The sequence below is a fragment of the Umezawaea endophytica genome (assembly GCF_025061645.1).
Lineage (GTDB): Bacteria > Actinomycetota > Actinomycetes > Mycobacteriales > Pseudonocardiaceae > Umezawaea > Umezawaea endophytica.
This window is the reverse complement of the sequence record NZ_JANYMP010000034.1, coordinates 58,188-84,570: the sequence shown is the minus strand read 5'-3', so window position 1 is coordinate 84,570 and position 26,383 is coordinate 58,188. Positions and strand designations below refer to the sequence as shown.

Below are 26,383 nucleotides of genomic sequence, written 5' to 3'. Positions count from 1 at the left end.
GGCCCACTGTGGTACCTCAAGCTGCTTGAGGCGCAAGCCCCGCGCGCTAGGCGGTTCCGCGCCGTGCACCCGCGCTGAACGCGATGGGCAGGCTCCGCAGCGCGTGGATCTCGCCGCTGTCGGCGAACCGCTCGCCAGGACCGGTGACGCGGAAGTCCGGCAGCCGCGTCAGGACCTCGTCCAGCATCACGCGGAACATCGTGCGCGCGAGGTTCGCGCCCAGGCAGCGGTGCGCCCCGATCCCGAAGGCGAAGTGCTTGTAGTGCTGGCGGTCCAGGTCGATCTCATGTGGACGGTCGAACACCTCGGGGTCGCGGTTGGCCGCGGCGAACATCATCAGCACCGAGTCGCCCGCGCTCAGCCGCTGGCCGAAGAACGTCGTGTCGCGGGTGACCGTCCTGGCCAGCCCCTGGGACGGCGTGTCGCGGCGGAGGAACTCCTCGGTCGCCGCGCCGAACAGCGACCTGTCCTCGATCAGCCGCCTGCGCAGGTCCGGCCTCCGGTCGAGTTCGACGAGCGCGTTGCCGAACAGCCCGCTCGTGGTGTCCATGCCCGCCAGGAACATCACGAAGGCGTACATGGTGACCTCCAGCGCGTCGAGCGGACGGCCCTCCACGGTGCCGCGCATGATGCTGCTGAGCAGGTCGCCGCCGAGACCGTCGGTGGTGCGCCGCTCCATCTCCTCGGAGATGGTGGTGAAGATCTTGCCCGCGGCCTCGGCCGCCTTCTCCGGGTCGCTGTTCCGGTCGTGCAGCACGGCGTGCACGCAGTCGACCCACTCGGCCCACCGGTCCTGGTCGAAGTCGAGCATCGCGAGGATCACCCGAGCGGGCAACGGGGTCGCCAGCTCCGCGACGACGTCGCACTCCCCCCGTTCGACGAACGCGTCGACCAGGTCGCCCGCCATCTCCCGGATGCCCTCCTCCGCCGCCTGGACGGCCGTGCGGGAGAAGTGGCGGGCGGTGATCGCCCGCAGTTCACCGGTCAGGGGCGGGTCGGTCTCGGCGGGCAGGATCGCCGTCGGGATCGGGGACGGCGGGATGCCGACGGACGGGCAGGAGCTGAACAGCTCGTCGTCGCGCAGGGCCGCCGCCACCGACCGGTAGTCGGTCAGCACCCAGAAACCGCCGTGCGACTCGGTGTAGGCCACCGGGCACCGCGACCGCAGGTCGTCCATGATCTCGTGGTTGCGCTCGCGGAAGTCCGCCGAGTGGTGGTCGAAGTCGACCAGGGGACGACTCGGCGCGTCCGGCCGGGTTCCTGGCTTCGTCATGGTTGTCCGCCGTTCTCGTCGAGTGTCGTGCCGGAGCCCGCGGTCGGCGACGTGCGGGCGGTGGACCGCGGTCGCCCCGTCAGCACCGGCGGGCGCCCGCGAAGTGGGCCGCGTCGGTCAGGACCTCCTTGCTGGAGGCGGGCATCGGCGCGTCGGCGATGGCCGTGACCGCTTCCGCGACGAGGTCGTCGATCAGCCGTTCCAGGTCGTCGACGGCTCCCGTGCGCAGCAGCAGCGACCGCACGGACTCCAGCTCGACGTCGCCCGCCGCCGGTCCTTCGAGCAGCGACAGCAGCGCGCGGTCCCCGACCGACGCGTTGCGCCGGACGGTGGCCAGCAGCCGGGTTGCCTTCTGGTGGGTGATGTCCCCGGCGACGGGTTTCCCCGTCTCGGCCTCGTCGCCGAAGACGTCGAGCAGGTCGTCCCGGTGCTGGAACGCCTGGCCGACCGCCCGGCCGTAGGCGCGCAGGCACGGTTCCAGTTCCGGTCCCGTCGGCGTCAGCGCCATCCCGACGAGCAGCGGTCCCTCGACCGTGTAGCTCGCCGTCTTCAGCAGCGCGGTCCTCGACGACGTCTCGTCGTCGACCACCACCGCGGCCGCGTTCTCCAGGTCCAGGTACTGGCCGAGCACGAGCTGGTTGGCCGCGCGGTAGAAGATCCGCTGGGCGCGGCGCGGCAGGGACAGCAGGACCTCGGTGCACGTCAGCAGGGCGAAGTCGCCGAGCAGGATCGCCATGTTCTCGCCGTAGCGCTGGGCATGGCCCCTCAGCCCGAGCGCCCGGTGCCGGTCCGCGAACTGGACCTGGATCGTCGGCGCCGATCGGCGCGTGAGCGACTCGTCCATCACGTCGTCGTGCACGAGCGCGAAGAGGTGCAGGAGTTCGAGTACCGCGCCCGCCTCGATCACGCGGTCGTCGTCCGGGTCGCCTCCCGCCGCCAGGAACCCCCAGTAGACGAAGGCGGGGCGGATCCGCTTCCCACCGGCCAGCGCCATGTCCCGCAGCGGGGCCAGTCCCGGCGAGCCGGGTTCCAGCACCGTCGCGCTGTCGCGCAGGGCGCGGTCGAACAGGCGGGCGAGGTAGGCGTCGACCTCGTGCCGGACCAGGTCGAGGTCGGCGGCGACGCGGTTCGTCGTGCGCACGGGGTGCACGCTCATCAGGACTCCCGCTCTTCCTCGACCAGCGCCAGCGCGGACAGGACCGCCGACCTCACCACGACGTCGGGCGCGTACAGGCACTTCCCGATCCACAGCCACGGGAACGGCTCCGCGGCGTGCCGGACCAGCCAGTCGTACCCGCGGCGGAGGACCTCCTCCGGCACCGGTTCCCCCTGCCGCCGGGCCGCGGTGAGCGCTTGCAGGCAGTACGCGGTCTCCTCGGCGGTGGGCAGGTAGCAGCCCCAGGACCCGTCCGCGCGCTGCGTCCGGACCAGCCAGTCCCGCGCCCCGGCGAAGACGTCGTCGCGCAGACCGATTCCGGCGAGCACGGCGTGCGCGGTCGCGTAGTACGGCGAGACGTGCCACTTGTCGATCCAGGAACCGGCACCGTCCTGGCTGACGGCGAGGTACCCCACCGCCTTGCGCACCAGCGGGTCGTCGTCGGAGAGCCCTGCGGCGCGGAGGGCGCCGAGCATGTGGACGTTCGTGCTGACCGACGGGTTCCGCTCGGTCGGCCAGCAGTGGAAGTACTCGGTGCCCGCGTAGGAGGACAGCGCCTCCAGGTCCGGTTCACGCCCGGCGCGGCACAGCACCTCGGACGCGACCGCCGTGTCGTCGCCGTCCTCCGGCCGGAAACCGGCGCCGAAGCTCACGCCCCGACCGGGGGTCCAGGTGTCCTCCACTATGGACAGCAGGCGGTCCGTGCCCTCCGGCCGGTCGAACCGGGTCAACCCGATGTTGAGCAGGGTCCACGCGTTCTCGAAGACGTCGATGGGGCCGACGTTCGGCACTCCCCCGTCGGCACCGACCACCGACAGGAGGTACCCGATCGCCGTGTCGTCGGCCGTGACGGAGGCGTACCACGCCGTCGCCGCCGGGCTGTACCCCACCGAACCGTTGGGCGACAACAGGTTCACCAGGTCGACGAGGCGGCGGCCGTCGGCGTCGGCCATCTCCGCGGAGTGCGCGAGCACGGAGCGGTTGTCGACGAACCCCGAGGGCAGGCGGGCGAGCTTGGCCTCGCGCTCCGCGACGAGCGCGGCCAGCGCCCCGTCCACCTCGTCACCGACGACACCCAGGTCCCTCGCCTCGCGGAGCAGCGCGGGCGCCAGCAGTTCGAAGCCGATCGTCTCGCCCGCGGCGTCGTCGTCCAGGCTCTTGAGGTCGTTCGGCAGCACGGCGGCGGCCCGCTCGACGCGCTGCCGGTCGGCCGGGTCCCCGTTGCGCGCCAACGCGGTCGCGGCGGACAGGGTGCTGATCAGGCGGTCGTGGTGGTAGTCGAGGTGCGGCGCGCCCCACGCCCCGTCCGGCAACTGGTGGCGCCGGAGCCACTCCAGCGCGCCGTCCGACAGTTCGGCGTCGACGGTCCCGAGCCGGGCCAGCCACCCGGTGTCGTAGGCGGAGTCGGTCACCCGGCCGGGGCCGACCTGGTCCAGCAGTTCGGCTATCTCGTCGTGTCGTGACACCTAGGACTCCGCATCGAAGAGCGTTCGGTACTCGTGCCGGGAGTAGAACTCGAAGACGAAGTCGGCGCAGTCGGCGATCCACTTCTCCGCGCGGCCGGTCCTCGTCCGGAAGTGCTCGGCGTGCCACTCCAGCTCACGCAGGTGCTGGTCGACGTCGACGGTGATCCCGTGCAGGGCCGCGTCGAGCCGCTCCTGGTCGACGGGCTCGCCCGCCGTGCGGATCAGGACGCTGTTGACGGTCCCCTCCAGCGCTTCCTTCGCGTGGGTGCGCAGGTCGTTGGACAACCGGATGCACCGCGCCAGCGTCACGCTGATGCCCCGCAGGAAGTCCATCTCCTCCAGGATCGAGCGGTCGCCGATGACGGCGAGGGCCGCCCACGTCACCGGTCGGGAGTCGATCGCCTCCACCGCGACCGCCAGGTAGTCCTCGAAGGACGGCAGCGTCCGCTGGTCGGCCTGGTAGGCGTGCCGCCACTCGCACTCCACCAGCATGGCGCGCATCGTCTCCCGCAGCGCCGATCGCCACTGCGGCTCCAGCTCCGCGAACAGCGGGGACTCCCGGAGTTCGTCGAGGCAGTCGCCCAGCGCCAGCAGCACGGGGTCCGTCGTGGCCGGCTCATCGCCCTCCACGAACTCCAGGAAGTGCCGCATCCTGCCGTGGTGCTCGGCGATCGACAGGTGGTGGTTGTCGAACGCGTCGTCGAAAACGAGCGTCCAGCAGGAGAACTTGACGACCGGCACGAGCGCGGCGGGCGGCAGTTCCGGCGTGATGGCGGCCAGGGTGACCGCGATCGTCCAGCTCAGCCCGCGGTACTGGTCGGACACCGCGGTCAGCCACGGTTCGACGAGGTCCGCGACCTCCTGGCTCACCGCGCGGATCCGGCGCTGCTCGGCCTGGTCGAGCCTGCCGAGGTTGGGCATCCTCAGTGTCTCCCAGCCCGCGTCGAGCTCCTCCTGGTCCAGCGGTGGGACGAAGATCTGGTCACTGCTCACGGGAACTCCGCTCCGGTGTGGTCGTGTCGTTCGTGCGGACGGGTCCCGGTCAGCGCACGACCGAGGCGACCGGTTCGGTCACCCGCCGGACGAAGTCGTCGAACAGCTCCCGCACCAGCGGTTCGTCCAGGCCCCGCCGGTCGAAGGTCACCGTGGCGACGAGGTCGCCGGAAGCCTTGCGGTGCAGGCGGAACATCAACCCGACGTCACCGGTGGGACCGACGTCGGTGTTGGCCAGCAGGCGGCCGTTCGCCGGTCCGAAGGGGATCTCGGCGCCGATGCCGGACGACGGCAGGTACTGGAAGAGGCAGAGTCCGACGGGTTCCGTGGCCACCGCGTGCAGCACGTCCGGGTGCATGCCCAGGATGTCGATCGTGGGGATGTGGGCCCGGTCGTAGGCGTCGCGGACGACATCGCGCACCACGGGCGTCAGGACGTCCCAGTCCGCGCCGTCCGGCACCCGCACCCGCAGCAGCGACGGGTGCAGGAACGGCCCGACCAGCGCCCTGGTGTCCGGGTGGTCGCGCTGCTCGAACACGGTGGCGACCAGGAGGTCGCGGGTCACCGACCGGTCGGCCATCGCCAGGCAGAAGCCGGTGAACAGCGTGGAGAACAGCGTGGTCCGGTGGCGCAGCGCCCACTTCTCCAGCTCCGCCGCCCGATCGCCGTCCAGCACGTCCAGCCGGAGGACGCCGGAGCTCGGCGGACGGCTCCAGTCGCGTTCCAGCCCCGGCGCGGGCGACACGGGCCTCGCCCCCTCGACGGTGGTCCGCCAGAACTCGCGATCGGCGTCCAGCCGACCGGCGACCTTCTCGACGCACTGCCGCACGTAGGGGCCGAACTGCAAGGGGGGCGCGGGAATCCGCTCACCGGCCAGCCGCGCGGCGTAGAGCACCCCGAGTTCGGCCATCGCCAGGTCGAGCGACGGCGGATCGGTGTGCAGGTGGTGGAAGACCAGGCTCACCAGGTGGGTCCCGTCGTCGAGCCCGACCACCTGCCCGCGCACCAGCGGGGGTTCGTCCACCGGCACCGGCTCGCGCGACCAGTCGTCCGCGAACTCCTGCGCGCGGTCCGCGGAACCCGTGCGCCGCTTGAGGTGCGCGGTCCGGTGCGGGTGCACCTTCTGCACCCAGCTCTCGCCCTCCCGCTCCAGCACGGTGCGCAGGACGTCGTTGCGCGCAACGAAGTCGTCGTACGCGCCGTCGAGCGCGTCCACGTCCAGCGTTCCGCTGATCAGGACCGAGGTCGACATGGTCATGTGCGGGCCGATGGACCCGCTCGGCAGGAGCTGGTGGGTCGTCATGAGCGTGTACTGGAACACGGACGCGGGCCACGTCGACAACACGAACTCTCCTCCGGGGTCGGTTTCACCGTGCTGGCACCACAAGAGCGTCGAAACCAATGGGCTCCGAGCTATTCGGAAAGGAATTGATTCGGCGGAACAACGGCAACGTACACGCGGCCGATAGTCGGTCAAATACTCCGGATGTCACCGGAACCACTGCGACGAACGGCCGATGACGAACCCCGTGACCAGGCAATCCTCGCGCCGTGGCGGAAGCTCCACGACCGGGCGGAACAAAGCGAAGTCTTGCCTCACGCAGGAATGGCGCGGTACTTCCTTGACGCCTCCGGGGTGAACTGCTTCGCTGCGGGAGCGGCGATGTGCGGCGATTTCGGTGCTCGACCGGCGCACCGGACCGGACCTTCTTCGGCACGCCCGAAAAACGCAGTGCCCCAAGCCTGTTTCGTGAGGAGCCGTGGTGCACCCGAAAACCAGTCGGACGCTCAACCCCAAGGAATTCGACGACCTGCGGCGGACAGTCGCGATCCGCGCCGAGACCCGCCGCAACGTGGACACCGACGCCACGTACGCGACTCCCGTACCGCGGGAGGTGAGCCTGCAACTGACCTACAAGTGCAACCTGCGCTGCAACCACTGCTACCAGTGGAACGACCAGGGTTTCTTCCACGACTTCAGCAAGCAGAAGCAGCGCACCGAACTGGACCTCGACATCGTCGACGAGGTGCTCCGGATGACCGACGAGACCCGCGCGAAGGTCTTCCTGTGGGGTGGCGAACCCCTGATGCACAGCCGGTTCGGCGAGGTCGCCGAACTGCTGGCCAGGACGCCGCGCACGGTCAACCTGTGCACGAACGCGCTGCTGATCAAGCGCAACCTGCCGCACCTGCTCACCATCGGCCCCGGCCTCAACGTCCTGGTCAGCCTGGACGGCCTCGGCGCCGACCACGAGGCGCTGCGCGGCCGGGGCACGTTCCCCCGCACCATCGAGAACGCGAAGCTGCTGCTGGACCTCCAGAAGACCGGGGAGTACCAGGGCGAGGTCTCGATCTCCTGCATGGTCAGCAACGAGACCCTCGGCTCGATGTACGAGTTCATGGAGTGGGCGGAGGAACTCGGCGTCAACACCGTGTACTTCCAGTTCCCCTGGTACATCAGCCCCGAGGTCGCCACGTCGATGGACGAGATGTACGCGGAGAACTTCGCGTGGCTCAACCCTCCCGCGCCGGGCACCACGCCGACGTGGCACTCCTACACCTACCGGATCGAGCCCGAACTCATCGACGTGCTGCGGACGTCGATGACCAGGCTGGCCGAGCGGACGTGGAACGTCCGCATCCGCTACCAGCCGCAGCTCGAACTCGACGAGATCGACGACTTCGTGCTCGGCACCTCGAAACCGGCCCAGAAGCGCAACCGCTGCCTCGCCGTGTCCAACCGGCTGGAGGTGCACGCCGACGGCAAGGTCAGCTCCTGCAAGTTCTTCCCCGAGTTCGTCATCGGCGACCTCCACGACAACAGCGTCGAGGAGGTCTGGCAGGGAGAGGCGTTCCGCCAGGTCCGGACCGTCCTGCGCGGGACGAGCCTCATGCCCGTCTGCTCGAAGTGCATCCTCCTCTACCTGAACGGGGTCTGACCGTTGACCGATGTCGAAGCACCCGCGCCGCGGTCGGTGACCGCTGTCGCGCCGCGGATCAAGGCCGTCCTCGGCGTCGTCCTCGGTGACGACCAGCTCGCCGCGACCATCACCGACGACACCAACATCGTCGACGACCTCGGCCTCAACTCCATCCAGATGATCAACTTCCTGCTCGCGCTGGAGGACGCGTTCGACGTGGAGCTGGAGTTCGAGGACCTCACCTTCGCCCAGTTGGAGTCGTTCCCGGAGATCTGCCGGTTCGTGGTGGCGGCCATGCCGGACGAGCCGTGACCACCGGGCGGGTGGTCCGGTTCGGCACGTTCGACGTCGAACGCCGGTGGCGTCCGGACGGGCTGGCGACGCTCCCCGCGATCACCGACCCCGCCGCGGACCTCGTCACGTCCGCCATGGACGAACTGCTCGCCGTGACGTGCGGTCCGGGCGACGTCCTGTTCACCGGCGCGGACGTGCCGCCGTCGTTCCAGGCCGTCCTCCAGGACGCGGGCGTCGACGTCGACCACCGGGTCGCACCGCCCGACCCCGCGGCACCGGGGGCGACCGTGGAGCGGCGGCTGCTGTCCCGGCCGCCGGAAGACCTGCGCGGCACCGCTTCCACGCCATACGCGGTCCTCCCGGAGACCTCGGAGGTCGTCCGCGCGCTCGGCCTGCGGGCCGCGGTGCCCGAGTGCCGGGCGGTGCGGACGGTCTCCTCCAAGTCCTGGTCCAACGAGCTCGTGCGCGAGCTGGGGCTGTTCGGCGCGGGTGTCGTCGTCGACTCCGTGCCGAGGCTGCTGGAGGAGGTGGAGGCGCTCGACGGCGAGACCGTCCTGCTGAAGGACCCCTTCGGCGTCTCGGGGCGCGGGACCATCGAGGTGTCCTCCCCCGGCGTGCTGCGGTCCGTGAGCCGCGTCCTGTCCAGGCAGGCGGACCGCGGGCTCGCCGTGGAAGTGCTGGTGCAGCGGAGGTTCGACCGGGTGGCCGACTTCTCCGCCCAGTTCCACGTCCGCGCGGACGGACGGGTCGACTGGTACGGCGTGCGGCTCATCGAGAACACCGGGTTCACCTACGCGGGCTCGCGGCCGGTCCCGGCGGAGCTCGGGACGCGCCTGGCGGAACTCGGCTACCGGGCCGTCCTGGAGGAGGTCGGCGCCGCGCTGGCCGGGGCGGGTTACCACGGACCGGTCTGCGTCGACTCGATGCTGTTGCGGGACGGCACCCTCGTGCCGGTGCTGGAGATCAACCCCCGCATGTCGATGGGGCTGATCAGCATCCTCGCGGCGCGGCGGCTGGCCGGTCCCGCGACCAGGGCCCGGCTGGCCGTGCGGACCCTGCCCACCGACAGTCCACACCGGACGTTCGACGCTCTGGTCGAGGACCTGAGCGCGAGCCGGGCGCTGTTCCGGTCCGGCGGCACCGGTCTGCTCCCCCTGGCCGCCAACACCCTGCTGTCGTCCCGAGGTCGGCTCTACTGCGCGGTGGTCGCCCGCGACCAGGACGAGGACCGGATGCTCGACACCGTGCTCGACGAGGTCGTGGCGTCGCTGGCCGCCCGACGGGTCGCGGTGGGCCATGCCTCGTGAGATCGGCCTCGTCGGTGCGACGGCGGTCGCGGTCAAGGCCGTCGTCGCGCCAGCTCGGGCGCACGAGGACGTGCGGATCCGTTCGGTGGCCGCGAGTTCGGCACACCGCGCCGAGGCCTTCCGGGCCGAGCACGGGCTCCTGTCGGCCCACGGCGACTACCGGGACCTCCTGGACGACGACGAGGTCGACACCGTGTACGTGTCGCTGCACAACTCCGCGCACGCGACCTGGGCGACCGCAGCCGCCAGGGCGGGCAAGAACGTGGTCGTCGAGAAACCGCTGTGCCTCGGCCGCCGGGAGCTGCACGCGCTCCGGCACGCGGCGGCGGAATCCGGGGTCCACGTCGTCGAGGCGGTGATGACGGCCGACCACCCGTGGCAGGACGCCGTGCGCGACGTCATCGCCTCGGGCGAACTGGGCGAGCTGACCGCCGTCGACTCGCACGTCTCGTTCGACCTCGCGGCGGGCGACGGCTACCGGTTCCGGCCGGAACTCGGCGGTGGCGCGTTCCACGACACGGCGAGCTACTGGCTCGACGCGGTGCGGGGCGCGGTCGGGCTCGACGGCGCCGTCGGCACCGGGCACTCGGACTTCGACGGCCCCGGCGGCGTCGACCTGACCTTCACCGCGACGCTCGCCTGGCCGAACGGCCTGCGCGCCCGGCTGCGCGCCGCGCTGGTCGGACCGCACCGGGCCGACCACGAGTTCGTCTTCACCGGGGGCCGGATCAGGCTGCGCGGCTTCCTGCGGCCCGCCGCGGGCCCGTTCCCCGTCAACCTGGCCGTCGTGCGGGACGACGGATCGCGCGAGGTGCGGTCCTTCCCCGGCGGCGCCTACTACGACCGGCAGTTCCGCCGGATCGCGCGCCTGCTCGACGGGCCGCCGCGCGAGGACGCCGCCGCCGCCGAGCGGGTGGCACTCGTGGAGACCATCTACCTGGAGGCCGTCGGAAGGCACCTCGGTCGCTGACCGGGAGTGCCTCGACGAGCGGAGGAGGACAACCGTGACCATCGCCGTCCTGACGTCGGGTGTGGCACTGGGCGTGCACGTCCCCGGCCTGCTGCTGGCCCGCAGGCTCACCGAGGCGGGTGTGCCGGTCCGGGTCGACGTGCTGGAGGACCACCTGCCGCGGCGGCAGCGCGACCTGATCCCCGCGTCGAAGGTCGCGTTCCACCGGGACTTCCGGGTGGCGCTGGCCGGTCAGCGGCTGGCGGGCCGGAACGCGGCCGCGCTGGAGGAGGACTCGGTCGACGTGCTGCTGGCGGAGTGGGAGGCCGACCAGGTGGACCTGGTCGTGGTCCTGTCCGGCTTCTGGCTGCCCACCGTGCACCGGTACGCCTCCCGCCACGCCGGGGTCCGGGTCCACTCCTGCCACGTCGACGCGGTGGCGTCGCCGTCCTTCGAGTCCAAGGCGTCACAGGTGCCCGAGTCGGGGCCTCCCCCGTACGCCCACGAGGACGTCTGGCTGCTGGAGGAGGCGGGTGGGACGGTGGCGCGCACGATCCCGGTCAGCCGCGCCGAACCGGTGCCGTGGGTGGAGCGGAACGGCCGCCTGCTGACGCACGGCGGAGGCTGGGGCATGGGCACCTACCGGTCCAGGGCCGCCGACCTCGGCGGGGAGGGCTTCTCGCTGGACGTCGTCGCCTACGAGGGCGCCGACGTGGCCGCGCACGACGGCAGGCACCGGTACTTCATGATCGACCCCTCCTGGCACCCCTGGCACGACCGGGGTTTCCCGCCGTTCGGCCGGATCGAGGACGGTCGGGTGGACTACCGGCGCCGCGAGGACCACCACGACGGCTTCGACCTGACCAGGGAGGCCGTCGCCGTGGTCAGCAAGCCCGGCGGCGGCACGCTGATGGACTCGCTGGCCTCCGCGACCCCCGTGGTGCTGCTGGAACCCTTCGGGGGCCACGAATCGCTCAACGCGCGGCTGTGGGAACGGCTGGGCTTCGGCATCCCCTACGACGACTGGGCCCGCACCGGGAAGTCGTTCAGCGTGCTGGAACGGCTGCACCGCAACCTGGTGGCCGCCAGGGCCCGCACCCTCTCGTACCCGGACCTGCTGGCCACGTCCCGCTGACGACCGGAGATCACCATGTCGCACACCTTCGCGGTCTACGGCACCGCGCTGCCCGGCAGGCCGACCGCGGACAACTCGCTGCTCACCATCGGCGCGCTCGCCGAGCGGGCCGAGCGGTACGGGTACGAGGGCCTGCTGGTCTTCCACAACCACGAGAACATCGACCCGTGGGTGGTCGCCGCCACCACCCTCGGCGCCACGACGACGCTGGTCCCGCTGGTGGCCGCCCAGCCCTACGCGATGCCGCCGTTCACCGCGGCCAAGACGATCCACGCGCTGTCCTCGCTGCACGGGCGGCGCGTCGACGTCAACCTGATCACCGGTGGCATCAAGGGGGAACTCGACCAGGTCGGCGACGTCCTGGACCACGACGAGCGGTACGCGCGGGCGATGGAGTACACCACCGTCGTGCGGGCGCTGCTGTCCTCGGACGAACCGCTGACGCACGACGGCCGGTTCTACCGGTTCTCCGGACTGCGCACGTTCTCCCGCCTGCCACCGGACCTGATGCCGAAGGTCTTCGTCGCGGGCTCGTCGGACGCGAGCCGGGCCGTCGCGGCGGCCGTCGGGGACGTGGCGGTCACGCACCCCGAGCCGCTGGACAAGTTCGCGGCCGAGTTCGTCCCCTCGCGCGCGGCGGCCGGGCACGGCCTGGGCATCCGGATCGGCCTGATCGCCCGCGAGACCGACGACGAGGCGTGGTCGGTCGCGCGGGCCGGTCACGTCGCGGACCGGCGGTCGCGGCACATGACGGTGCTGAAGACGAGGTCCGAATCGGACTGGAACCGGCGGATGGCGGTGCTGGCCACCAGTGGCGAGACCTACGACGACGTGTACTGGACGGGCGCCTACCGGGCGGACAAGGGGTTGATGCCCCAGCTTGTCGGCAGCTACGACCGCGTCACCGAGTACCTGGACGGCTACCTGTCCCTGGGCGTGGGCACCGTGCTGCTCGGAGGTGTCCTCACCGAGGAGGAGTTCCACCACAACGACGTGGTCCTGTCCCGGTTGCGGGGGCGCTGAGTCACCCCGCCGCCCGGTTCAACGCCCGTTTGAACTTGCTCTTGTACAACGACTGCGCCACGGCGGACTTCACGCCCCGGTAGCCGCGCGGCACGGCCTCGACCACCATGATCAGGTAGAGGTACGCCTGGTACAGGGCGATCCGCCGCCGAGCCGACGGCGTGAGGTCCGCCGAGCCGCCCGCCTCGCGGTAGCCGTCCAGCAGCGGGTCGTCGTCCGCGAGGTCGCCGAGCAGGGCCAGCGACACGAACTCCGCGTGCGGGTCGCCCCAGAACGCCCGCTCCAGGTCGATCAGCCCGGTGACGCGCCGGGACCCGCCGTCGCCCGCGAGCAGGACGTTGCCCTCCCACAGGTCGAAGTGCACAAGCACGGGATCGGTCACCTCGTCGAGCAGCGCCCTGCTCGACCGCAGCAGGTCGCGCACCGCCGCGGTGGGGACGGGCGGCACGACCCCGTAGCGGTCGGCGTCGGCCAGCAGGGCGTCGAACATGGCGGTGAACGCCTCGGTCCAGGTGTCGCCGCCCAGCCCGGCCGACGGTTCCGGGTAGCCGAAACCGTTGCCCCGCACGGTGTGCAGCCCGGCGACGATCCGACCGAGGTCGCGGCGCAACCGAGCGCGCTCCGCGCCCGCGACCCGACTGCCCAGCCGGTGCCAGGTGTCGCCGTCCACCACCGAGGTGATCAGGAAGTCGCCGCCGACCCCCGCGCTGTCGAAGCCCGCGTGGTGCAGCACCGGCACCGGGGCGACGGTCGCGGTCGCCGTCAGCGCCAGCGCCTCCGTCCGCGCGATCCTGCGCTCGTAGGTCATCAGCGGTGTCGACGGCGTCGGCGCGGCCTTCAGCACGACCGGCCCGACCGGGTCGAGGTCGAGCAGCCACACGGCGTTGAACGTGCCGTCCGCGATCTCCGCCGCCGACGTGATCGCCGTGTCCACGCCGAACGCCTCGGACACGGCCGCGGCCACCTCGTCCTCACGCAGTGCTCGCTTGCTCTGGCTCCGCACTCCCACTCCTCGTCTCGTGCGCGCCGCGATCTTCCCGCAGCAGGTTCAACAACGGCACCGCGAACAGCGACCCGACCACGAGGCGGGACACCAGGTAGGCGGTCGACCACAACAGGCTCAGCGCCACCGCGTCCACGCGGCTCATCAACTCCCAGACGTCGGCGAACAGCAGCACGCACGCGCCCTGCGGGCCGCCGTACCCCGCGACCGAGATCGGCAACTGGGTCACGACCACGAACACCGAGCAGAACTGGAGCAGCCGCCCGAGGTCCAGGGCCACGTCGTTGGACAGCAGCAGCAACCACCACGACACCCCCATGGCGACGACGACGCCGAACCTCAGGCCGAGCTGCGCCGACATCTGCGCCGGGCTCGTGCGCACCAGCACGGACAGGAACGCGGTGCGCCGCAGCCGGGGCAACAGGCCGCGCGCCGCCGGGAGCCAGGCCCAGAGCAGCAGCAACGCGGGCAGCACCGCCAGCGACGACCCCAGCACCAGCGTCCCGGCGGGCATCCCGTCGACGAACAGCGCGCCGCCGACGAGGAGCGCCACCAGCACGATCGTGTCCGCGACCGTCAGCACCTCCGTGGCACCGAGGGTCCGCAGGACCGGCACGCGCCAGCGGCGGTGGAAGTACAGCGTGGCGACGACCTTGGTCAACGGGGAGAAGACCACCGCGAGCAACTGCTTGCCGCAGACCACGGCGGCGACGTGCCGGACGGGCACGTCCGCCACGAGGTGCCCGCGGTACACGAGGGTGAAGGCCGCGGTGTCCAGCGCGCAGAACGCGACCGTGTAGCCGGCCACCGCGAGGGCGACCAGCACCGGCGAGGACCGCCGCGCGGCTTCGGACAACGTTGTCCAGTCCACCCCGTCGAGCGACCACCAGCACAGCGCCGAGGCGGCGAGGAGTGCGCCGAGGACACCGATGGCCCGGTGCGGCCACCTCGTCGATCTCGCGGCGCTCCCGCTCGGCGACACCGACCCGTCGACCGCCAACGCCGTCCCCCGTCCACTTCGTCGCACGTCGTCGAACCGGCCGCCCGTCCGGGCGCGCGGGCTACTTCACGAACGCGGGCTCGACCCTGGGCGGCCAACTCGCGACGCTCAGCATGCCCATCGCGTAGGCCCGCGACACCAGCGCGGTCCGGTTGGGGGCCTTGAGCTTCCGCAGCATCGTGCCCAGGTGGTACTCGACGCCCTGACGGCTCAGGAAGAGCCTCGACGCCAGTTGAGTCGTGGACTCCCCCGCGGCCATGCCCTCGAGGATCCTGGCGTGCACGTCGGTCAGCACCTTGCCCTGGTCGACGATCGTCCGGTCGCGGTCCCCCGCCGCCTGCTTCAGGATCACCAGCAGCGCCGTGATGGACGGCCCGTCGCCGTGCACCGCGATGGCGGTCATCGTGATGGGCACCGTGCTGCCGTCCGACCGGACCGCGGCGACCTGCTCGGCGAACCGGCCGCGCTTGCCCTCGGCCAGCTTCTCCATCTGCCGCTCCAGGCCCGGTCTGACGCCGGGGTGGACCAGTTCGGTGAAGTCGCGGCTGTACACGTCGTGGATCGACCGGCCGAAGAAGTTGAGCAGGTCGGCGTTCGCCTCCAGCACCTTCCTCTTGGGGTCCAGGCGGGCCATGCCGAGTCCTGACCGCTCGAACATCGAGCGGTAGAGCTTGTCGTCGGCCAATTGGTGAGAGCGCTCCACTGGGTGGTCGTAGCACTTGAACACAAATACTCCTTGCGATGAGTTGGGGCGCAGCACCCTTGCTGACCGTCAATGGGGAGCTGTAACGATCGTATGAACGGTGGGAGCGCAGTGGCAATCACCGGATACCGACCGTGGCTAACTCTGTGGTTGCCGCACGACCTAGGTACGGTGCCCACACCCCCCGAACCGCGTACCCGACCCTCTCGCACGCAGGCCCTCCGAGCAGCGGAAAAGCGCTTTCCACAGTGGAGCCCCACCGCCGACCCCCTCCCCTCCGACCGGGATGGCGTCTCATCTGGCCGCCCCGATTCCGCCCTAGGGGTTGCGGGAATGGAACGGGCAAATCACCGAAGTGCTTGCGGTGGCACGCATATCGATTCACGGATCGGGAGGAATCGCGGGAGATTTCCCGGATGACAAGACGGTGTACGCGAACCGAATAACCCGCGCATTCCGAACGGCGGCGTCGAGCCTGCCGCTCCCCACCCCGGTGGTGAGCGGCGCGCGGCTCGCCGCGCCTCTAGCGGAGGTCGGCGAGCGCCGCGGCCAGACCGGCCCGGCCCGTCACCCCGAGCTTGCGGTAGGAGTTCGTCAGGTGCTTCTCCACCGCCCGTGAGCTGACCCCGAACTCCTGCGCGATCTCCTGGTTGGTGAGACCTTCCGCCGCACGGGTGGAGACGCGGCGCTCGGTCTTCGTCAACGTTGTCGAAACCGGCTTCCCCACACCGAACCACGCCTCCACGCCCGCCGGGGACGGACGGCCCTTGCGGGACGCCGCACCGCGCCGCCGCTCCAGCGCCGCCGTCACCCTGGCGTGTTCCAGCGCGTCGCCGGAGGCGGCCAGCACGGAGCACGCCTCGGAGAGCAGTTCGACGCCCGGATCGCCCTCGGTGATCATCCCCTTGATCCGCAGCGCGCGGCCGACGGTGGCGGGCGCTCCCCACGCGAGCGCGCGTTCGCACTCCTCGTCGGCGAGTTCCCGCGCCCTGGCCTGCCTGCCGAGCGAGTGGTTCAGCGCCGCGGCCCAGCCCCGCCAGGGGATGACCGCGGGGTTGCCCCAGCCCAGCAGGTCCAGGCTGCGCCCGCAGTCCACCAGGTGGTCCAGAGCGGTGGTCTGGTCGCCCGAGCGGGCGGCGAGCCAGGCCCGGAGCATCTGGGCGTGCCAGGACGCGGAGAGCCGCGTCCGGACGTCCCCGCAGCGCGCGAGGATCCGTTCCGCGAGCACGGGGTCGTCCGCGTCGATCGCGACCAGCACGAGCGCCAGCGCCGACCTCGACGGCTGCCGGGTCCAGTCCGGGTCGGTCAACTCGAACGCCATGGTCGCCATGACCCTGGCCTCGGCCGTCTTCCCGACCTTGAGCAGCACCAGCGCGCACTCGGCGCCGATGACCGCCTGCGACGGGGCGGAGTCGATCCGGACGGCCTCGTCCAGCGCGAGGTCGAGCCACCCGCGGACCCCTTCCGGCGGACCGGCCGCGATCAGCGTGCTGATCACCAGCGGCACCACGGCGTGCGCGGTCCGGGTGGAGGCGGGTTCCAGTTCCAGCAGCCGCCGACCGAGCCGGAGCGCCTGCGCCGCGGGGTAGTCGCCGGTGGTGGTCGCCGCGTGCAGCAGGACCCCGGCGAGTTCGCGGTCGCCCCTGGAGTTCAGCGGGACGTCGGGGCCCAAGCCGCGCAACCGGTCGACGGCGTCCACGAGGTGCCCGGCGTAGCGGAACCGGGTGAAGCGCAGGCGGGCCTCCAGGCACAGCGCCAGTTCGCGGTCGAAGGCGGAGACCCGCTCCGGGTCGGTCATCTCCTCCGCCAGCTCCTCGGCGGCCTGCGCGAAGACCTCGACCATCGGCTGCGGGGCCCCGGCCAGCAGGGCGGGCGGGAGGTGCGAGAGGGCGAGGGCGCGGTCGCGGGCCGACGGCAGGAACGGCACCCCCTGCGCCATGTGCCGCAGCGCGGCGACGGGGTCGAACTCCGCTTCCGCAGCGGCGAGTTCGACCAGCAGGAGGGCCCGGTCGGCGGTGCCGGGCGGTGAGTTCAGCAGTGCTCGCCGCAGGTACCGGGCGCCGACCTCGGGGGCCCCGCGGCTCAGCGCGGTCTCGGCCGACCCGCGCAGCACCTCGATCGCCCACGGCGCGCACTCGCCCGTCGCGGCGAGCAGGTGGGCGGCGACGTGCTCGGACGAGTAGCCGCTGTCGTACAGCAGCGCCGCGGCCCGCCGATGCAGGCGGTCGACCTCGACGGCCGTCATCGTCTGTTCCACGGCTTCCCGCACGACGACGTGGATGAAGCGCGGGGGCTCGCCCTGGATGATCAGCCCGAGCCGGTCCAGCAGCCGGACGGCTTCGGCGCGGCCGACCGGGTCCAGGTCCGCCAACCGGCCCACCAGCGCGCTGTCGCCGTGGTGGCCCAGCACCACCATCGCCTTGGCGAACGCCTTGATGCGCCTCGGTTGCGTGGCCAGGCAGCCCGCCAGCCGGTCGAGCAGGTGCGACGGCGAGAGCGAGGCTGCCGTCTCGGCGACGGCCGCCAGTGGTCGGTACCCGCTCTGCCGCATGCCGATCAGCACCGACCTCAGGAACATCGGGTTGCCGGAGGACGCCCCGTGGCAGGCGAGCACGAACTCCTCCTCGCCCTCCTCCCCGAACTCGTCCCGCACCAGGTGCCGGACGCTGTCGACCGACAGGGGCCCGAGCCACAGCCGGTGCGTGGCCACGCCGACGACGTCCCGGACCGCCGCGCGGTCGGCGCGCGGATCACCCTCGCGGACGGCCACCACCAGCGTCACCTGGGGATCGGCCGTCCGCCTCGCGAGGTACCCCAGCAGTTGCAGCGACGGCATGTCCGCCCACTGCAAGTCGTCCACCAGCAGCATCAGCGGCTGCTCCGCGCTCATGGCGCCGAGCATCCGCACCAGGCCGTGCAGCATGGGCTGCCCCGCCCCGCCGACCTGCCGGTCGTCGTCCCACACCGAGAACTCGTCCCGGTCCCCCGGCGCCCGCATGAGGTCGTCGGTGAACAGCAGCCGCGCGTGGGCCGCGGAGCCCGCCAGCCACCGCTCGCGCGTCTCCTCGTCCGCCGCGATGAACGAGGGCTCCAGGAGCTGCCGCACGACGCCGAAGGCGAAGTCCTGCTCCAGCACGGCGCAACTGGCGTGCAGGACGCGCACGCCGTGCTCCTCCGCGAGCACCGGCAGGTGCTGGAGGAGCGCCGACTTCCCGATCCCCACGGGGCCCGACACGACGACCAGTCGGCTGTGCCCCAGTTCCGCGGCCCGCAGGGCCTCGGCGACGACGTCGAGTTCCGGGAGTCGGTCGTACAACGTCACAGCAGTGCCCTTCCGGTGTCGGCGAACCACGTCCGGGTCAGCGCGTCGTGCGTGGACTGGAGGTCGTCGGCCCGCGCGTCGTGCCCCAGCACGCGCGAGGCGGTGGCGGCGTCGGCCCGCCACGGGATCACCAGCGGATTGGCCAGGCCGGCGTTGAGCAGCAGCCTCCCGCACTCGAGCAGCATCCCGACGGCGTTCTCGGCGTCACCGTTCAGGAGGCGCACCACACCGCGTGCGTACAACAGGACCGCGGAATCCGTGTACCCCGTCCCGGTGATCCGCCGGGACGCCACGACGAGCTCGCCCGAACGCGCGTGCACGAGGAGGCGCATCGCTTCCAGCAGGTGCCACTGCCGAGGGTGCCAACACTGCTCGGGCATCGTCGTGAGCACCGTGTCGAGATCCCTCGCCGCGGCGTCGAGCAGGTCGTGCCGCAACGACACGCCCACCCGCACGAGCAGCGCGTACGCCACCGCCGACCGGTCGTGCGGGAGCCGGAAGTCGGCCACCGCGGCTTCCAGCCCGGCGGAGGCCTCGTCCGTCATGCCCGCGAGGTCGAGCGCGACGCTCGCCGCGGTCCGCGGCGCCAAGGGGCACGCGTCGCGGCCGTCGGCCAGCAGGGCCGTGCGCGCCAGGGCACGGGTCCTGCGGACATCTTGGCCCTTCAGGGCAAGCCGCCACGCCACCACGGCCGCCTGCGCCGGGTCGTCCGGCACCTCGGGCAGGGGCCCCACGGCCGCGCTCCCCGCACCTTCGGGCGTGTCGCCCATCCGGTCCTGGCTGAGCCAGTGCAGGGCGAGCAGCTTGCCGCGCACCTCCGGCGCCACGTCCTCGCGCTCGCACACCTCGGCGGTGAGCCTGCCGACGAGGGCGTGGTCCCCGCGGGACAGCACGAGGTCGGCGGCGCGCACGCGGAGCGCGTCGACGTCGGGACCCGCCGGAGCGGTGATCACCCTGGCGAGGTGGCGGTCGCTGGCGAACGGCACGGTGGCCACCTCGGCCTCGCCGAGGTCGAACAGGATCCGGGACGCGGGCGAACCGGTGACCGGTTCCCGCAGCGCGCGCCCCAGCAGCCGGGTCGCCGCGACGGTGTCGCCGAGTTCGGTCCGCCTGGTGGCGACGTCGCGCAGGACGCCCGCGGCCCAGGGGTCCCCGACCGGTCGGGTGTCGAGCAGGATGTCGGCCACCACGTCGTCCGGGACCGCGTTGCGGTGGCACAGTTCGGCCACCACGGCCTGCGCCTTCTCCCGCGCGTCGGCGTCCATCGCCGCGAGCACCTGGTCGGCGGGCACCCAGCCCGCCAGCGCGGGACGCGGGTCGTCGTTCAGCAGCCCCGCCCTGCGCAGCCTGGACCGGGCACCGGCGGAGGACATGCCCTCCACCCCCGCGACCGAGCAGACCAGCTCGAAGTCGAGGCTCCCGCCGCACACGGCGATCGTGCGCACCACGGTGACCAGCTCGTCCGGCAGCCCGTCGAGGATCCGCGCGAGCCGTTCGCCGAGCGCGTCCGAGGTCATGGCGCGCATCAGCGGCTCCGCGGCGGGGACCGGGGTCGTGCCGGTCGCGGCCAGGCGGTGCGCGACCGCGTGCACGACGCTCGGGACGCCCCCGGTGGCGTGCGCGACCGCCGAGACGAACCCGCCGTGCGGTGGTTCGCCGAAGGCCGCGGCGAGGACCTGGCGCACCCCGGCCGACGTCAGCGGTCCCGCTTCGAGCACGCGTTCGGCCAGCCCGCGCAGCGCGGGCTCCTGGTCCGTGCCGCTGCTCACGGCGAGCACGAGCACCAGCGGGGTCCCGGTCATCCGCCGGACGACGGCGTTGAGCCAGCGCGCCGATCCGGAGTCGATGAAGTGCGCGTCGTCGACCGCGACCAGCAGCGGCGACCGCCGCGCCTCCGCGAGCACCTCCTCGCAGAGCACGGCCGCCAGGTCGTTGCCCCAGCGCGGTTGGCCCGGCCCGGTCACCTGCGCGCTGAGCTGCGACGCCAACCCGAAGTCGACGGTGGACTCGTAGCGGGACCCGCGGGCGTAGGCGACCCGGACACCCGCCTCACCCGCCAGCACGCACCCCCGTCGCACCAGGGCGCCGGTCCCCATGCCCGACTGCCCCTCCACGACGAGCACCGACGACCGACCGCGACCCAGGCCTTCCAGCACGCGCCGGAAGACCTCCAGTTCACGATCGCGGTCGACCAGGGGACCAGGGCGCGCGGCTACCCGCAACGGACGATCCGGGGAGCGGTCGACGCCGTGCGCCGAGGCAGCGCGACGTGCGACACCACCAAGTCGACCGTCAAGAGCCCGCCCCCCTCATCTCCGGCGGTGACGCTGCCGGTCCCCGCGAGTACCTACAGCTACTACTACCACGAGCAGAGGTGTCAGCCGCACCCCCCTGCGTGACCCATGTCGCTGACCGGACCGGCGGGCACCAATCCCTGCCAGGTACCGGGATCTTCGCGTAGTCGCAGGTCGCGCAGCGCATCGACGAACTGCGGGAGCCGGTCCACGCCCCAGAACTTCTCGTGCCCGACGATGAAGAACGGAACACCGAAGACACCGTCCCGCCAGACCTCGTTCAGGCTCTGGACGGCCAGTTCCCGCAACCGGGTGTCCTGCGCGGCCGTCGACAGCCGGACGGGGTCGAGTCCGAGATCTCCCGCGATGTCCGACATCACGTCGGGGTCCGAGATGTCCCGTCCGTGCTCCCACCGCGCGCGGTAGGCGGCGGCGACGAACTCGCGGCCCGCGCCCTCCTCTTCCGCCGCGAGGTAGGCCAGGTGCGACACCTCCCACACGGGGTTCCGGTCGACCGGCCAGGTCATCGCGAGCCCGCGGTCCTTGGCCATCCGCCGGACGTCCTGCAGGATGTAGCGCCCCTTCTCCACCGACATGGGCACGTAGGGCAGCTCGATGCGCGCCTCGGCGAGCATCGACGCGCTGATCTCGTCCGGCTCCCAGGTGGGCAGCCACCTCACCGCGTCGAGCACGTCGGGGTACTCCGCGCGCATGTCGTGGTAGGCGAACCACGAGTACGGGCTGCGCAACGAGAAGTACCACCGGGGCTGTTTCTTGGGCTTGCTTGGCACAGTGGTCCTCCGGGTCAGATGGTGATGCCGCCGTCGATCTGGAAGACCGAGCCGGTGACGTACCCGGCGTCGCGCGACGCCAGGTAGGAGATCAGGTGGGCGACCTCGTCGGCCCTGCCGAGCCTGCCGAGGGGGACCGAGCCGAGCATCCTGGCCATCGCCTGCTCGCCGACGCCCGCGGTCATGTCCGTCTCGATGAGGCCGGGCGCCACCACGTTGGCGCGGACGCCGTACTTGCCGACCTCTTTCGCCAGCGCCTTGGTGAAGCCGATGATCCCGGCCTTGGACGCCGAGTAGTTGGTCTGCGTGGGGTTGCCGTGCACGCCCGACACCGACGAGACGTTGACGATCGAGCCACGCTTGCGCTTCATCATGCCGAACACGACGGCGCGGCAGACGTGGTAGACGCCGTCGAGGTTGGTGTCGAGGACCGCGTGCCAGTCGGCGTCCGACATCAGCGCGAGCGGGTTGTCCCTGGTGATACCGGCGGAGGTGACCGCGAGCTCGACCGGCCCGAAGTCCTTCTCCACCTCGCTGACCCAGCCGCGGACCGAGCCCGCGTCGGTCACGTCGACCTGGTCGGACCGCACCCGCACGCCGAGTTCGGCGACCTCCTTCTCCAGCAGCCGCGCCGTTTCCCCGGCCGACCGGTAGCAGAACGCCACGTTGAACCCGTCCGCGGCGAGCCGGAGGACCGCCGCGCGGCCGATCCCGCGCGAGCCGCCGCTGACCAGGGCGACCCCTCTTCCTTCGTGCTCCATCACTTCGCTCCGCTCTTCAGACTCCCGGCGGGCCGGAAGGTGACGACCATCCTGGACACGGTGAACACGGTTTCCCCCTGCCGCACGCACTCCCCCTCGAAGATGACCGTGTCGCCGACCGCCTTGACCACGCGGACCCGGTGCTCCAGCACGTCCCCCGGCAGCACGCGCCGGTGGAACTCCACAGTGGACAGCGAGCCGAAGAGCATCACCGAGCCCGACAGCACGTCCGGGTTCGGGCTGTCCGCGCCGATCGCGATCCCGGCGGTCTGCGCCCACGACTCGACGAGCAGCACCTCCGGGTACGCCTGCCGGTCGCCCGAGTCGGCGTACCAGGGTTCGTTGCGGCTGATCACCTTGACGGCGGTGGCCCAGTCGCCCGGCACCACGCCGACGACCCTGTCCACCAGCAGCATCGGGTAGCGGTGCGGGAGCACCTCCCGAGGTTCCACGACGACGCCGTTCACCAGGCACCGTCCAGCCGGTAGCGCGTCCGGACCGCCGCGACGTCACCCGAGGCGGTCGAGGCGCGGCCGGTCAGCCGCCAGTCGTGGCCTTCCCGCCGCCACTCCAGCTCCATCCGCAGCTCGTCGCCGGGGAACACCGGGGCGAGGAACCGGACCGACTCCATCGCCGACATGACCAGGCCCCCCGCGTCGTGCGGGGCGATCAGGAGACCCGCCTGGTGCACGTGCTCGACCACGCACATGCCGGGGAAGATCGGGAATCCGGGGTAGTGGCCCGCGAACACCGGTTCGTCAGCCCCGATCCCGACGACGGCGGTCCCGCACCACGCCTTGGCGTCGGGGCACATCGAGGGCGGGCGGACCACCCGTATCGCGGTGCTCACCGGGGAGACGGTTGTGGACATCGTGATCCTCTCACTGCTGTTGGTGCTCGGAGCGGGTTCCGCCGAGCGCCGCACGACGGCTCCGGCCGGTCTCCCGGTGCCTCTGCGCGGTCGAGCGCCTCGTCCCGCGGCGCGGCGGCCACCCCGTGGGCGACGGCCGATTCCCCGACGTCGCCCACGGAGCTGATCCCACCGGAGCGCCACCCCGACGGCGGCGGGGTCGCCGAACCGGGGGCGAGGACCGCGGTGGACCCGCGGACGGCGGGGGCCGCCCGCGGGACGTCGTCGTGCGGAGACGTCACGACGACGCCGGGTCGGCCAGCCGCAGCAGCGAGCAGGCGACCGTGCCGTAGCGGTCGGCCGAGGTCACCAGCGCGACCCTGCCCGCCGCCTCCGGCGAGTGCTCCGCGACGCTGAGCACCGCCGCGATCCGCAGCGCGGCGCTGGCCGCGCCCGTGTCCCCGAGCACGTCGCCGGTGGGGACCCGGTCGACGACCTCGGCACCGAACAACGACCGCACCACACCGGATTCGAGCCGACCGCGGTCACCGACCGAGGACGGGACGGCCGCCCACACCTCATCGGCCCGCACACCCGCCCTGGCGAGGACGGACTGGACGCAGGCGATCAGCACCTTCGTCGGGTCGCCCTCCAGGTAGACCCTGGACTCGGTGGCCAGCACCTCGGCCAGCGGCGTCCTGCCGCCTGTCAGCGCCGCCTGGTCGGCCGTCTCGACCAGCAGCACCGCGCAGCCCTCGCCGAGCACGCGGTCCGGCGTCTCGGCGGGCCACGAGTGCCGGTCCAGCCAGGCGCGCTCGGTCGAGTACTCCTCCGCCGCGCCGACCAGCACCTTGGCCGCCCGGTCGTGGATCAGCAGCCGCCGCGCGTAGTCGAGCGCCATGAGACCCGCGGCCTGGCCACCGGCCAGGGTCGTGTTGGGCCCCTTGAGGCCGTGCCAGATGGCGCACGCGCCCGCGGCGCAGTTCATCACCGAGTTCGGCATCTTCGCCGGGTCGACGAGGTACGGGAGTTCCCGCACCAGCACGTCCTTCGTGAAGTCCATGATGGACTGCGCGCTGCCCATCGTGGAGCCGAGCACCAGCGCGGTGTCCTCGCCCGTGCTGATCCCGCCGTCCGCGAGGAGCTGCCCCACGGTGCTGACGACCAGCGCGGTGACCCGGTCCATCTTGCGCGTCCCCTTGGCGCCGAGCACCTCCCTGATGTCGAAGCCGGGCACCAGGCACCCGCGGCTGGTCGGGCCCTGCCACAGGTCCTGGTCCAGCTCGGTCACCGTCGACGTGCTCGACGCGATGCCGTCCACGAAGGACTCGCGGCCGATGCCGTACGGCGACACCGCCGACCAGGCCGTGATCACCAGGCGGGGCTCGGTGGTCATGACACCAGCTCCTTCTCCGAGTACTTGCCGAGGATCAGGCTCGCGTTGTTGCCGCCGAACGCCAACCCGTTGTTCTGCACCACCCGCAGGTCCGCCTCGATGGACTCGTTCGGCACGCAGTCGATCTCGCACTCGGGGTCGGAGCTGCGGTGGTTGATCGTCGGCGGGATGAACCCGTGGGTGATCGCCAGCGCGCAGGCGATGGCGCCCAGCGCGCTCGCCGCGCCCATGGTGTGCCCCAGCATCGACTTGACCGAGATCGTCCGCGGCGGCTGGTCGCCGTAGAGCCCGCGGATGGCCCTGGTCTCGGTGACGTCGTTCGCCTGCGTCCCGGTGCCGTGCGCCGAGATCAGGTCGACCTCGTGCGGCTTGACCCCGGCGTCCTCCAGCGCGAGCCTCATGCACCGCTGGATGCTCTCCTGGTTCGGCGCCACCTGGTGGTAGGCGTCGCAGTTCAGGCCGTAGCCGAGCACCTCGGCGTAGATCCGGGCGCCGCGCGCCCGCGCCGAGTCGAGGCTCTCCAGCACGAGCAGGCCCGCGCCCTCGCCGGTGAGGATGCCCTTGCGGTCGGCGTCGAACGGGCGGCAGCAGTCCGGCGCGATCGTGCCGAGCCGGTAGAACCCGGCGAACGTCTTGCGGCACATGGCGTCCGCGCCGCCGCACAGGGCGAACTCGACCTCGCCGGAGCGGACCGCGTCGAACCCGTCGCCGATCGCGTAGTTGCCCGCCGAGCAGGCCGTGGCGATGGTGTAGGCGCTGACGTTGGACAGCCCCAGTTCCCTGGCGATGGCCAGGGAGAGCATGGTCGCGGGGACCCGCCTGGCCGTCTGGCCGTCCATCGCCGCGGAGCCGCTGTTCAGCGACGTCTCCAGCAGCGCTTCCAGGTCGACCGCCTCGCCGTCGGTCGTGCCGACGGACACCAGTCCCCTCTTGCCCGCCAGCTCCGACTCCTCCAGCCCCGCGTCGCGGACGGCCATCCTGGCCGCCGCGACGGAGAACTGGCTGGCCCGGCCGAGGTCGGCCGGATCGGTGACGCGCAACCACTCGGTCGGGTCGAACCCGACGACCTCGCAGCCGTTCGCGTACTCGAACCCGGTGGTGTCGAACACGCTGATCGGCCTGGCACCGCTCCTGCCCGCCCGCAGACCCGCGGCGAACTCCTGGGGACCGAAGCCGATGCTCGACACCACGCCGAGCCCGGTCAGGACCACTCGTTGCGCCACGCCGTCACCAACCGGCCGCGTCGGCCGTGACCAGGTGGACGCCGCGCAGGTTGACCATCTTGGGCAGCTCGGCCTGGTCGATGACGACGCCGAACTCCTTCTCCAGCGAGGCGAGGATCTCGATCGCCCGCAGCGAGTCGGCCTCGTGGTCCTCGATGAAGAGGCTGGTCTCGGTGACCTCGTCCTCGCCGATCTCCAGGATCTCGCAGACGACCCTCTTGATCCGCTCGGCCTGCTCGGGGCTGATGGCGGCGGTGGTGGTGATGTTCTCGGTGCTCACGACGTGCTCCTTCGGTTGGTGGTGCTGGGTTTCGGTAGTGGTCAGTGCAGGACGAGGCTGCTGGGCCGCATGTCGGTCCAGTGCTCCTCGACGTACTCGACGGCCGCCTTCCGGGTACCGGGGCCGTGCACGGTGGTCCAGCCTGCGGGCACGGCGACGAAGTCGGGCCAGATGCAGTACTGGCCCTCGTCGTTGACCAGCACCCGGTAGGTGATGTCCTCGTCGTCGAACGGGTTCGTCATG

The 26,383-nt window shown here is 71.9% G+C and carries 24 protein-coding genes; 6 read left to right on the top strand and 18 right to left on the bottom strand.

Annotated features, from left to right (window positions below):
* Positions 1–46: 46 nt before the first annotated feature.
* The 5 genes from NZH93_RS42700 to NZH93_RS42680 all read right to left on the bottom strand — a co-directional run bounded on the left by NZH93_RS42700 (position 47) and on the right by NZH93_RS42680 (position 6,233).
* Positions 47–1,273, bottom strand: coding sequence for a cytochrome P450 (locus NZH93_RS42700; RefSeq protein WP_259629049.1), 1,227 nt, complete (start codon positions 1,271–1,273; stop codon positions 47–49).
* Between the two features lie 79 nt (positions 1,274–1,352).
* On the bottom strand, positions 1,353–2,429 hold the full coding sequence (locus tag NZH93_RS42695) for a polyprenyl synthetase family protein (RefSeq protein ID WP_259629048.1): 1,077 nt from the start codon (positions 2,427–2,429) through the stop codon (positions 1,353–1,355).
* Positions 2,429–3,895: a prenyltransferase/squalene oxidase repeat-containing protein gene (locus NZH93_RS42690; RefSeq protein WP_259629047.1), complete on the bottom strand. Its 1,467-nt coding sequence runs from the start codon at positions 3,893–3,895 to the stop codon at positions 2,429–2,431. Before NZH93_RS42690 ends, NZH93_RS42695 begins: the two co-directional genes overlap by 1 nt.
* Positions 3,896–4,888, bottom strand: a complete 993-nt coding sequence (locus NZH93_RS42685) for a terpene synthase family protein (RefSeq protein WP_259629046.1) — start codon at positions 4,886–4,888, stop codon at positions 3,896–3,898. It lies immediately after the preceding gene.
* A 49-nt stretch (positions 4,889–4,937) separates the two neighbouring features.
* Positions 4,938–6,233, bottom strand: a complete 1,296-nt coding sequence (locus NZH93_RS42680) for a condensation domain-containing protein (RefSeq protein ID WP_259629045.1) — start codon at positions 6,231–6,233, stop codon at positions 4,938–4,940.
* A 418-nt stretch (positions 6,234–6,651) separates the two neighbouring features.
* Here NZH93_RS42680 and NZH93_RS42675 point away from each other — a divergent pair, with 418 nt between their 5' ends.
* From NZH93_RS42675 to NZH93_RS42650, 6 genes are read left to right on the top strand one after another with little or no spacing between them, the layout of a single operon-like run.
* Positions 6,652–7,827, top strand: a complete 1,176-nt coding sequence (locus NZH93_RS42675; protein ID WP_259629044.1) for a radical SAM protein — start codon at positions 6,652–6,654, stop codon at positions 7,825–7,827.
* A gap of 3 nt (positions 7,828–7,830) precedes the next feature.
* Positions 7,831–8,121, top strand: coding sequence for an acyl carrier protein (locus NZH93_RS42670; protein WP_259629043.1), 291 nt, complete (start codon positions 7,831–7,833; stop codon positions 8,119–8,121).
* Entirely contained in the window at positions 8,118–9,410 is a 1,293-nt protein-coding gene (locus NZH93_RS42665; protein WP_259629042.1) for an ATP-grasp domain-containing protein, read from the top strand. The genes NZH93_RS42670 and NZH93_RS42665 overlap by 4 nt, the downstream gene beginning before the upstream one ends.
* Complete coding sequence (locus tag NZH93_RS42660) at positions 9,400–10,380, top strand: Gfo/Idh/MocA family protein (RefSeq protein ID WP_259629041.1); 981 nt, start codon at positions 9,400–9,402, stop codon at positions 10,378–10,380. Before NZH93_RS42665 ends, NZH93_RS42660 begins: the two co-directional genes overlap by 11 nt.
* Positions 10,381–10,414: 34 nt before the next feature.
* Positions 10,415–11,494 (top strand): hypothetical protein, encoded by a 1,080-nt coding sequence (locus NZH93_RS42655; protein WP_259629040.1) that lies wholly within the window; start codon positions 10,415–10,417, stop codon positions 11,492–11,494.
* Between the two features lie 15 nt (positions 11,495–11,509).
* Complete coding sequence (locus NZH93_RS42650) at positions 11,510–12,517, top strand: LLM class flavin-dependent oxidoreductase (RefSeq protein WP_259629039.1); 1,008 nt, start codon at positions 11,510–11,512, stop codon at positions 12,515–12,517.
* Between the two features lies 1 nt (position 12,518).
* Here NZH93_RS42650 and NZH93_RS42645 read toward each other — a convergent pair whose 3' ends face one another.
* The 13 genes from NZH93_RS42645 to NZH93_RS42585 all read right to left on the bottom strand — a co-directional run bounded on the left by NZH93_RS42645 (position 12,519) and on the right by NZH93_RS42585 (position 26,382).
* Entirely contained in the window at positions 12,519–13,520 is a 1,002-nt protein-coding gene (locus NZH93_RS42645; RefSeq protein WP_259629038.1) for a phosphotransferase family protein, read from the bottom strand.
* On the bottom strand, positions 13,489–14,547 hold the full coding sequence (locus tag NZH93_RS42640; RefSeq protein WP_259629037.1) for a lysylphosphatidylglycerol synthase domain-containing protein: 1,059 nt from the start codon (positions 14,545–14,547) through the stop codon (positions 13,489–13,491). The genes NZH93_RS42645 and NZH93_RS42640 overlap by 32 nt, the downstream gene beginning before the upstream one ends.
* A gap of 34 nt (positions 14,548–14,581) precedes the next feature.
* The gene (locus NZH93_RS42635) at positions 14,582–15,223 is read right to left on the bottom strand and encodes a LuxR C-terminal-related transcriptional regulator (protein WP_259629036.1); all 642 of its coding nucleotides are present in this window, start codon (positions 15,221–15,223) and stop codon (positions 14,582–14,584) included.
* A 523-nt stretch (positions 15,224–15,746) separates the two neighbouring features.
* Positions 15,747–18,545, bottom strand: coding sequence for an ATP-binding protein (locus NZH93_RS42630; RefSeq protein WP_259629035.1), 2,799 nt, complete (start codon positions 18,543–18,545; stop codon positions 15,747–15,749).
* Positions 18,542–20,767, bottom strand: a complete 2,226-nt coding sequence (locus NZH93_RS42625) for an AAA family ATPase (protein ID WP_259629034.1) — start codon at positions 20,765–20,767, stop codon at positions 18,542–18,544. Before NZH93_RS42625 ends, NZH93_RS42630 begins: the two co-directional genes overlap by 4 nt.
* 155 nt (positions 20,768–20,922) lie before the next feature.
* On the bottom strand, positions 20,923–21,630 hold the full coding sequence (locus NZH93_RS42620) for a 2-hydroxychromene-2-carboxylate isomerase (protein ID WP_259629033.1): 708 nt from the start codon (positions 21,628–21,630) through the stop codon (positions 20,923–20,925).
* A 14-nt stretch (positions 21,631–21,644) separates the two neighbouring features.
* The gene (gene fabG, locus NZH93_RS42615; RefSeq protein WP_259629032.1) at positions 21,645–22,391 is read right to left on the bottom strand and encodes a 3-oxoacyl-ACP reductase FabG; all 747 of its coding nucleotides are present in this window, start codon (positions 22,389–22,391) and stop codon (positions 21,645–21,647) included.
* The gene (locus NZH93_RS42610) at positions 22,391–22,858 is read right to left on the bottom strand and encodes a 3-hydroxyacyl-ACP dehydratase FabZ family protein (protein WP_259629031.1); all 468 of its coding nucleotides are present in this window, start codon (positions 22,856–22,858) and stop codon (positions 22,391–22,393) included. Before NZH93_RS42610 ends, fabG begins: the two co-directional genes overlap by 1 nt.
* A complete protein-coding gene (locus NZH93_RS42605; RefSeq protein WP_259629030.1) occupies positions 22,855–23,241 on the bottom strand; it encodes a 3-hydroxyacyl-ACP dehydratase FabZ family protein in 387 nt (128 codons plus the stop codon). Before NZH93_RS42605 ends, NZH93_RS42610 begins: the two co-directional genes overlap by 4 nt.
* 298 nt (positions 23,242–23,539) lie before the next feature.
* Positions 23,540–24,637: a beta-ketoacyl synthase N-terminal-like domain-containing protein gene (locus tag NZH93_RS42600; RefSeq protein WP_259629029.1), complete on the bottom strand. Its 1,098-nt coding sequence runs from the start codon at positions 24,635–24,637 to the stop codon at positions 23,540–23,542.
* The gene (locus NZH93_RS42595) at positions 24,634–25,860 is read right to left on the bottom strand and encodes a beta-ketoacyl-[acyl-carrier-protein] synthase family protein (RefSeq protein WP_259629028.1); all 1,227 of its coding nucleotides are present in this window, start codon (positions 25,858–25,860) and stop codon (positions 24,634–24,636) included. Before NZH93_RS42595 ends, NZH93_RS42600 begins: the two co-directional genes overlap by 4 nt.
* Before the next feature lie 4 nt (positions 25,861–25,864).
* Positions 25,865–26,140, bottom strand: coding sequence for an acyl carrier protein (locus NZH93_RS42590; protein WP_259629027.1), 276 nt, complete (start codon positions 26,138–26,140; stop codon positions 25,865–25,867).
* Between the two features lie 41 nt (positions 26,141–26,181).
* Positions 26,182–26,382, bottom strand: a complete 201-nt coding sequence (locus NZH93_RS42585; RefSeq protein ID WP_259629026.1) for an MbtH family protein — start codon at positions 26,380–26,382, stop codon at positions 26,182–26,184.
* Position 26,383: the final 1 nt, after the last annotated feature.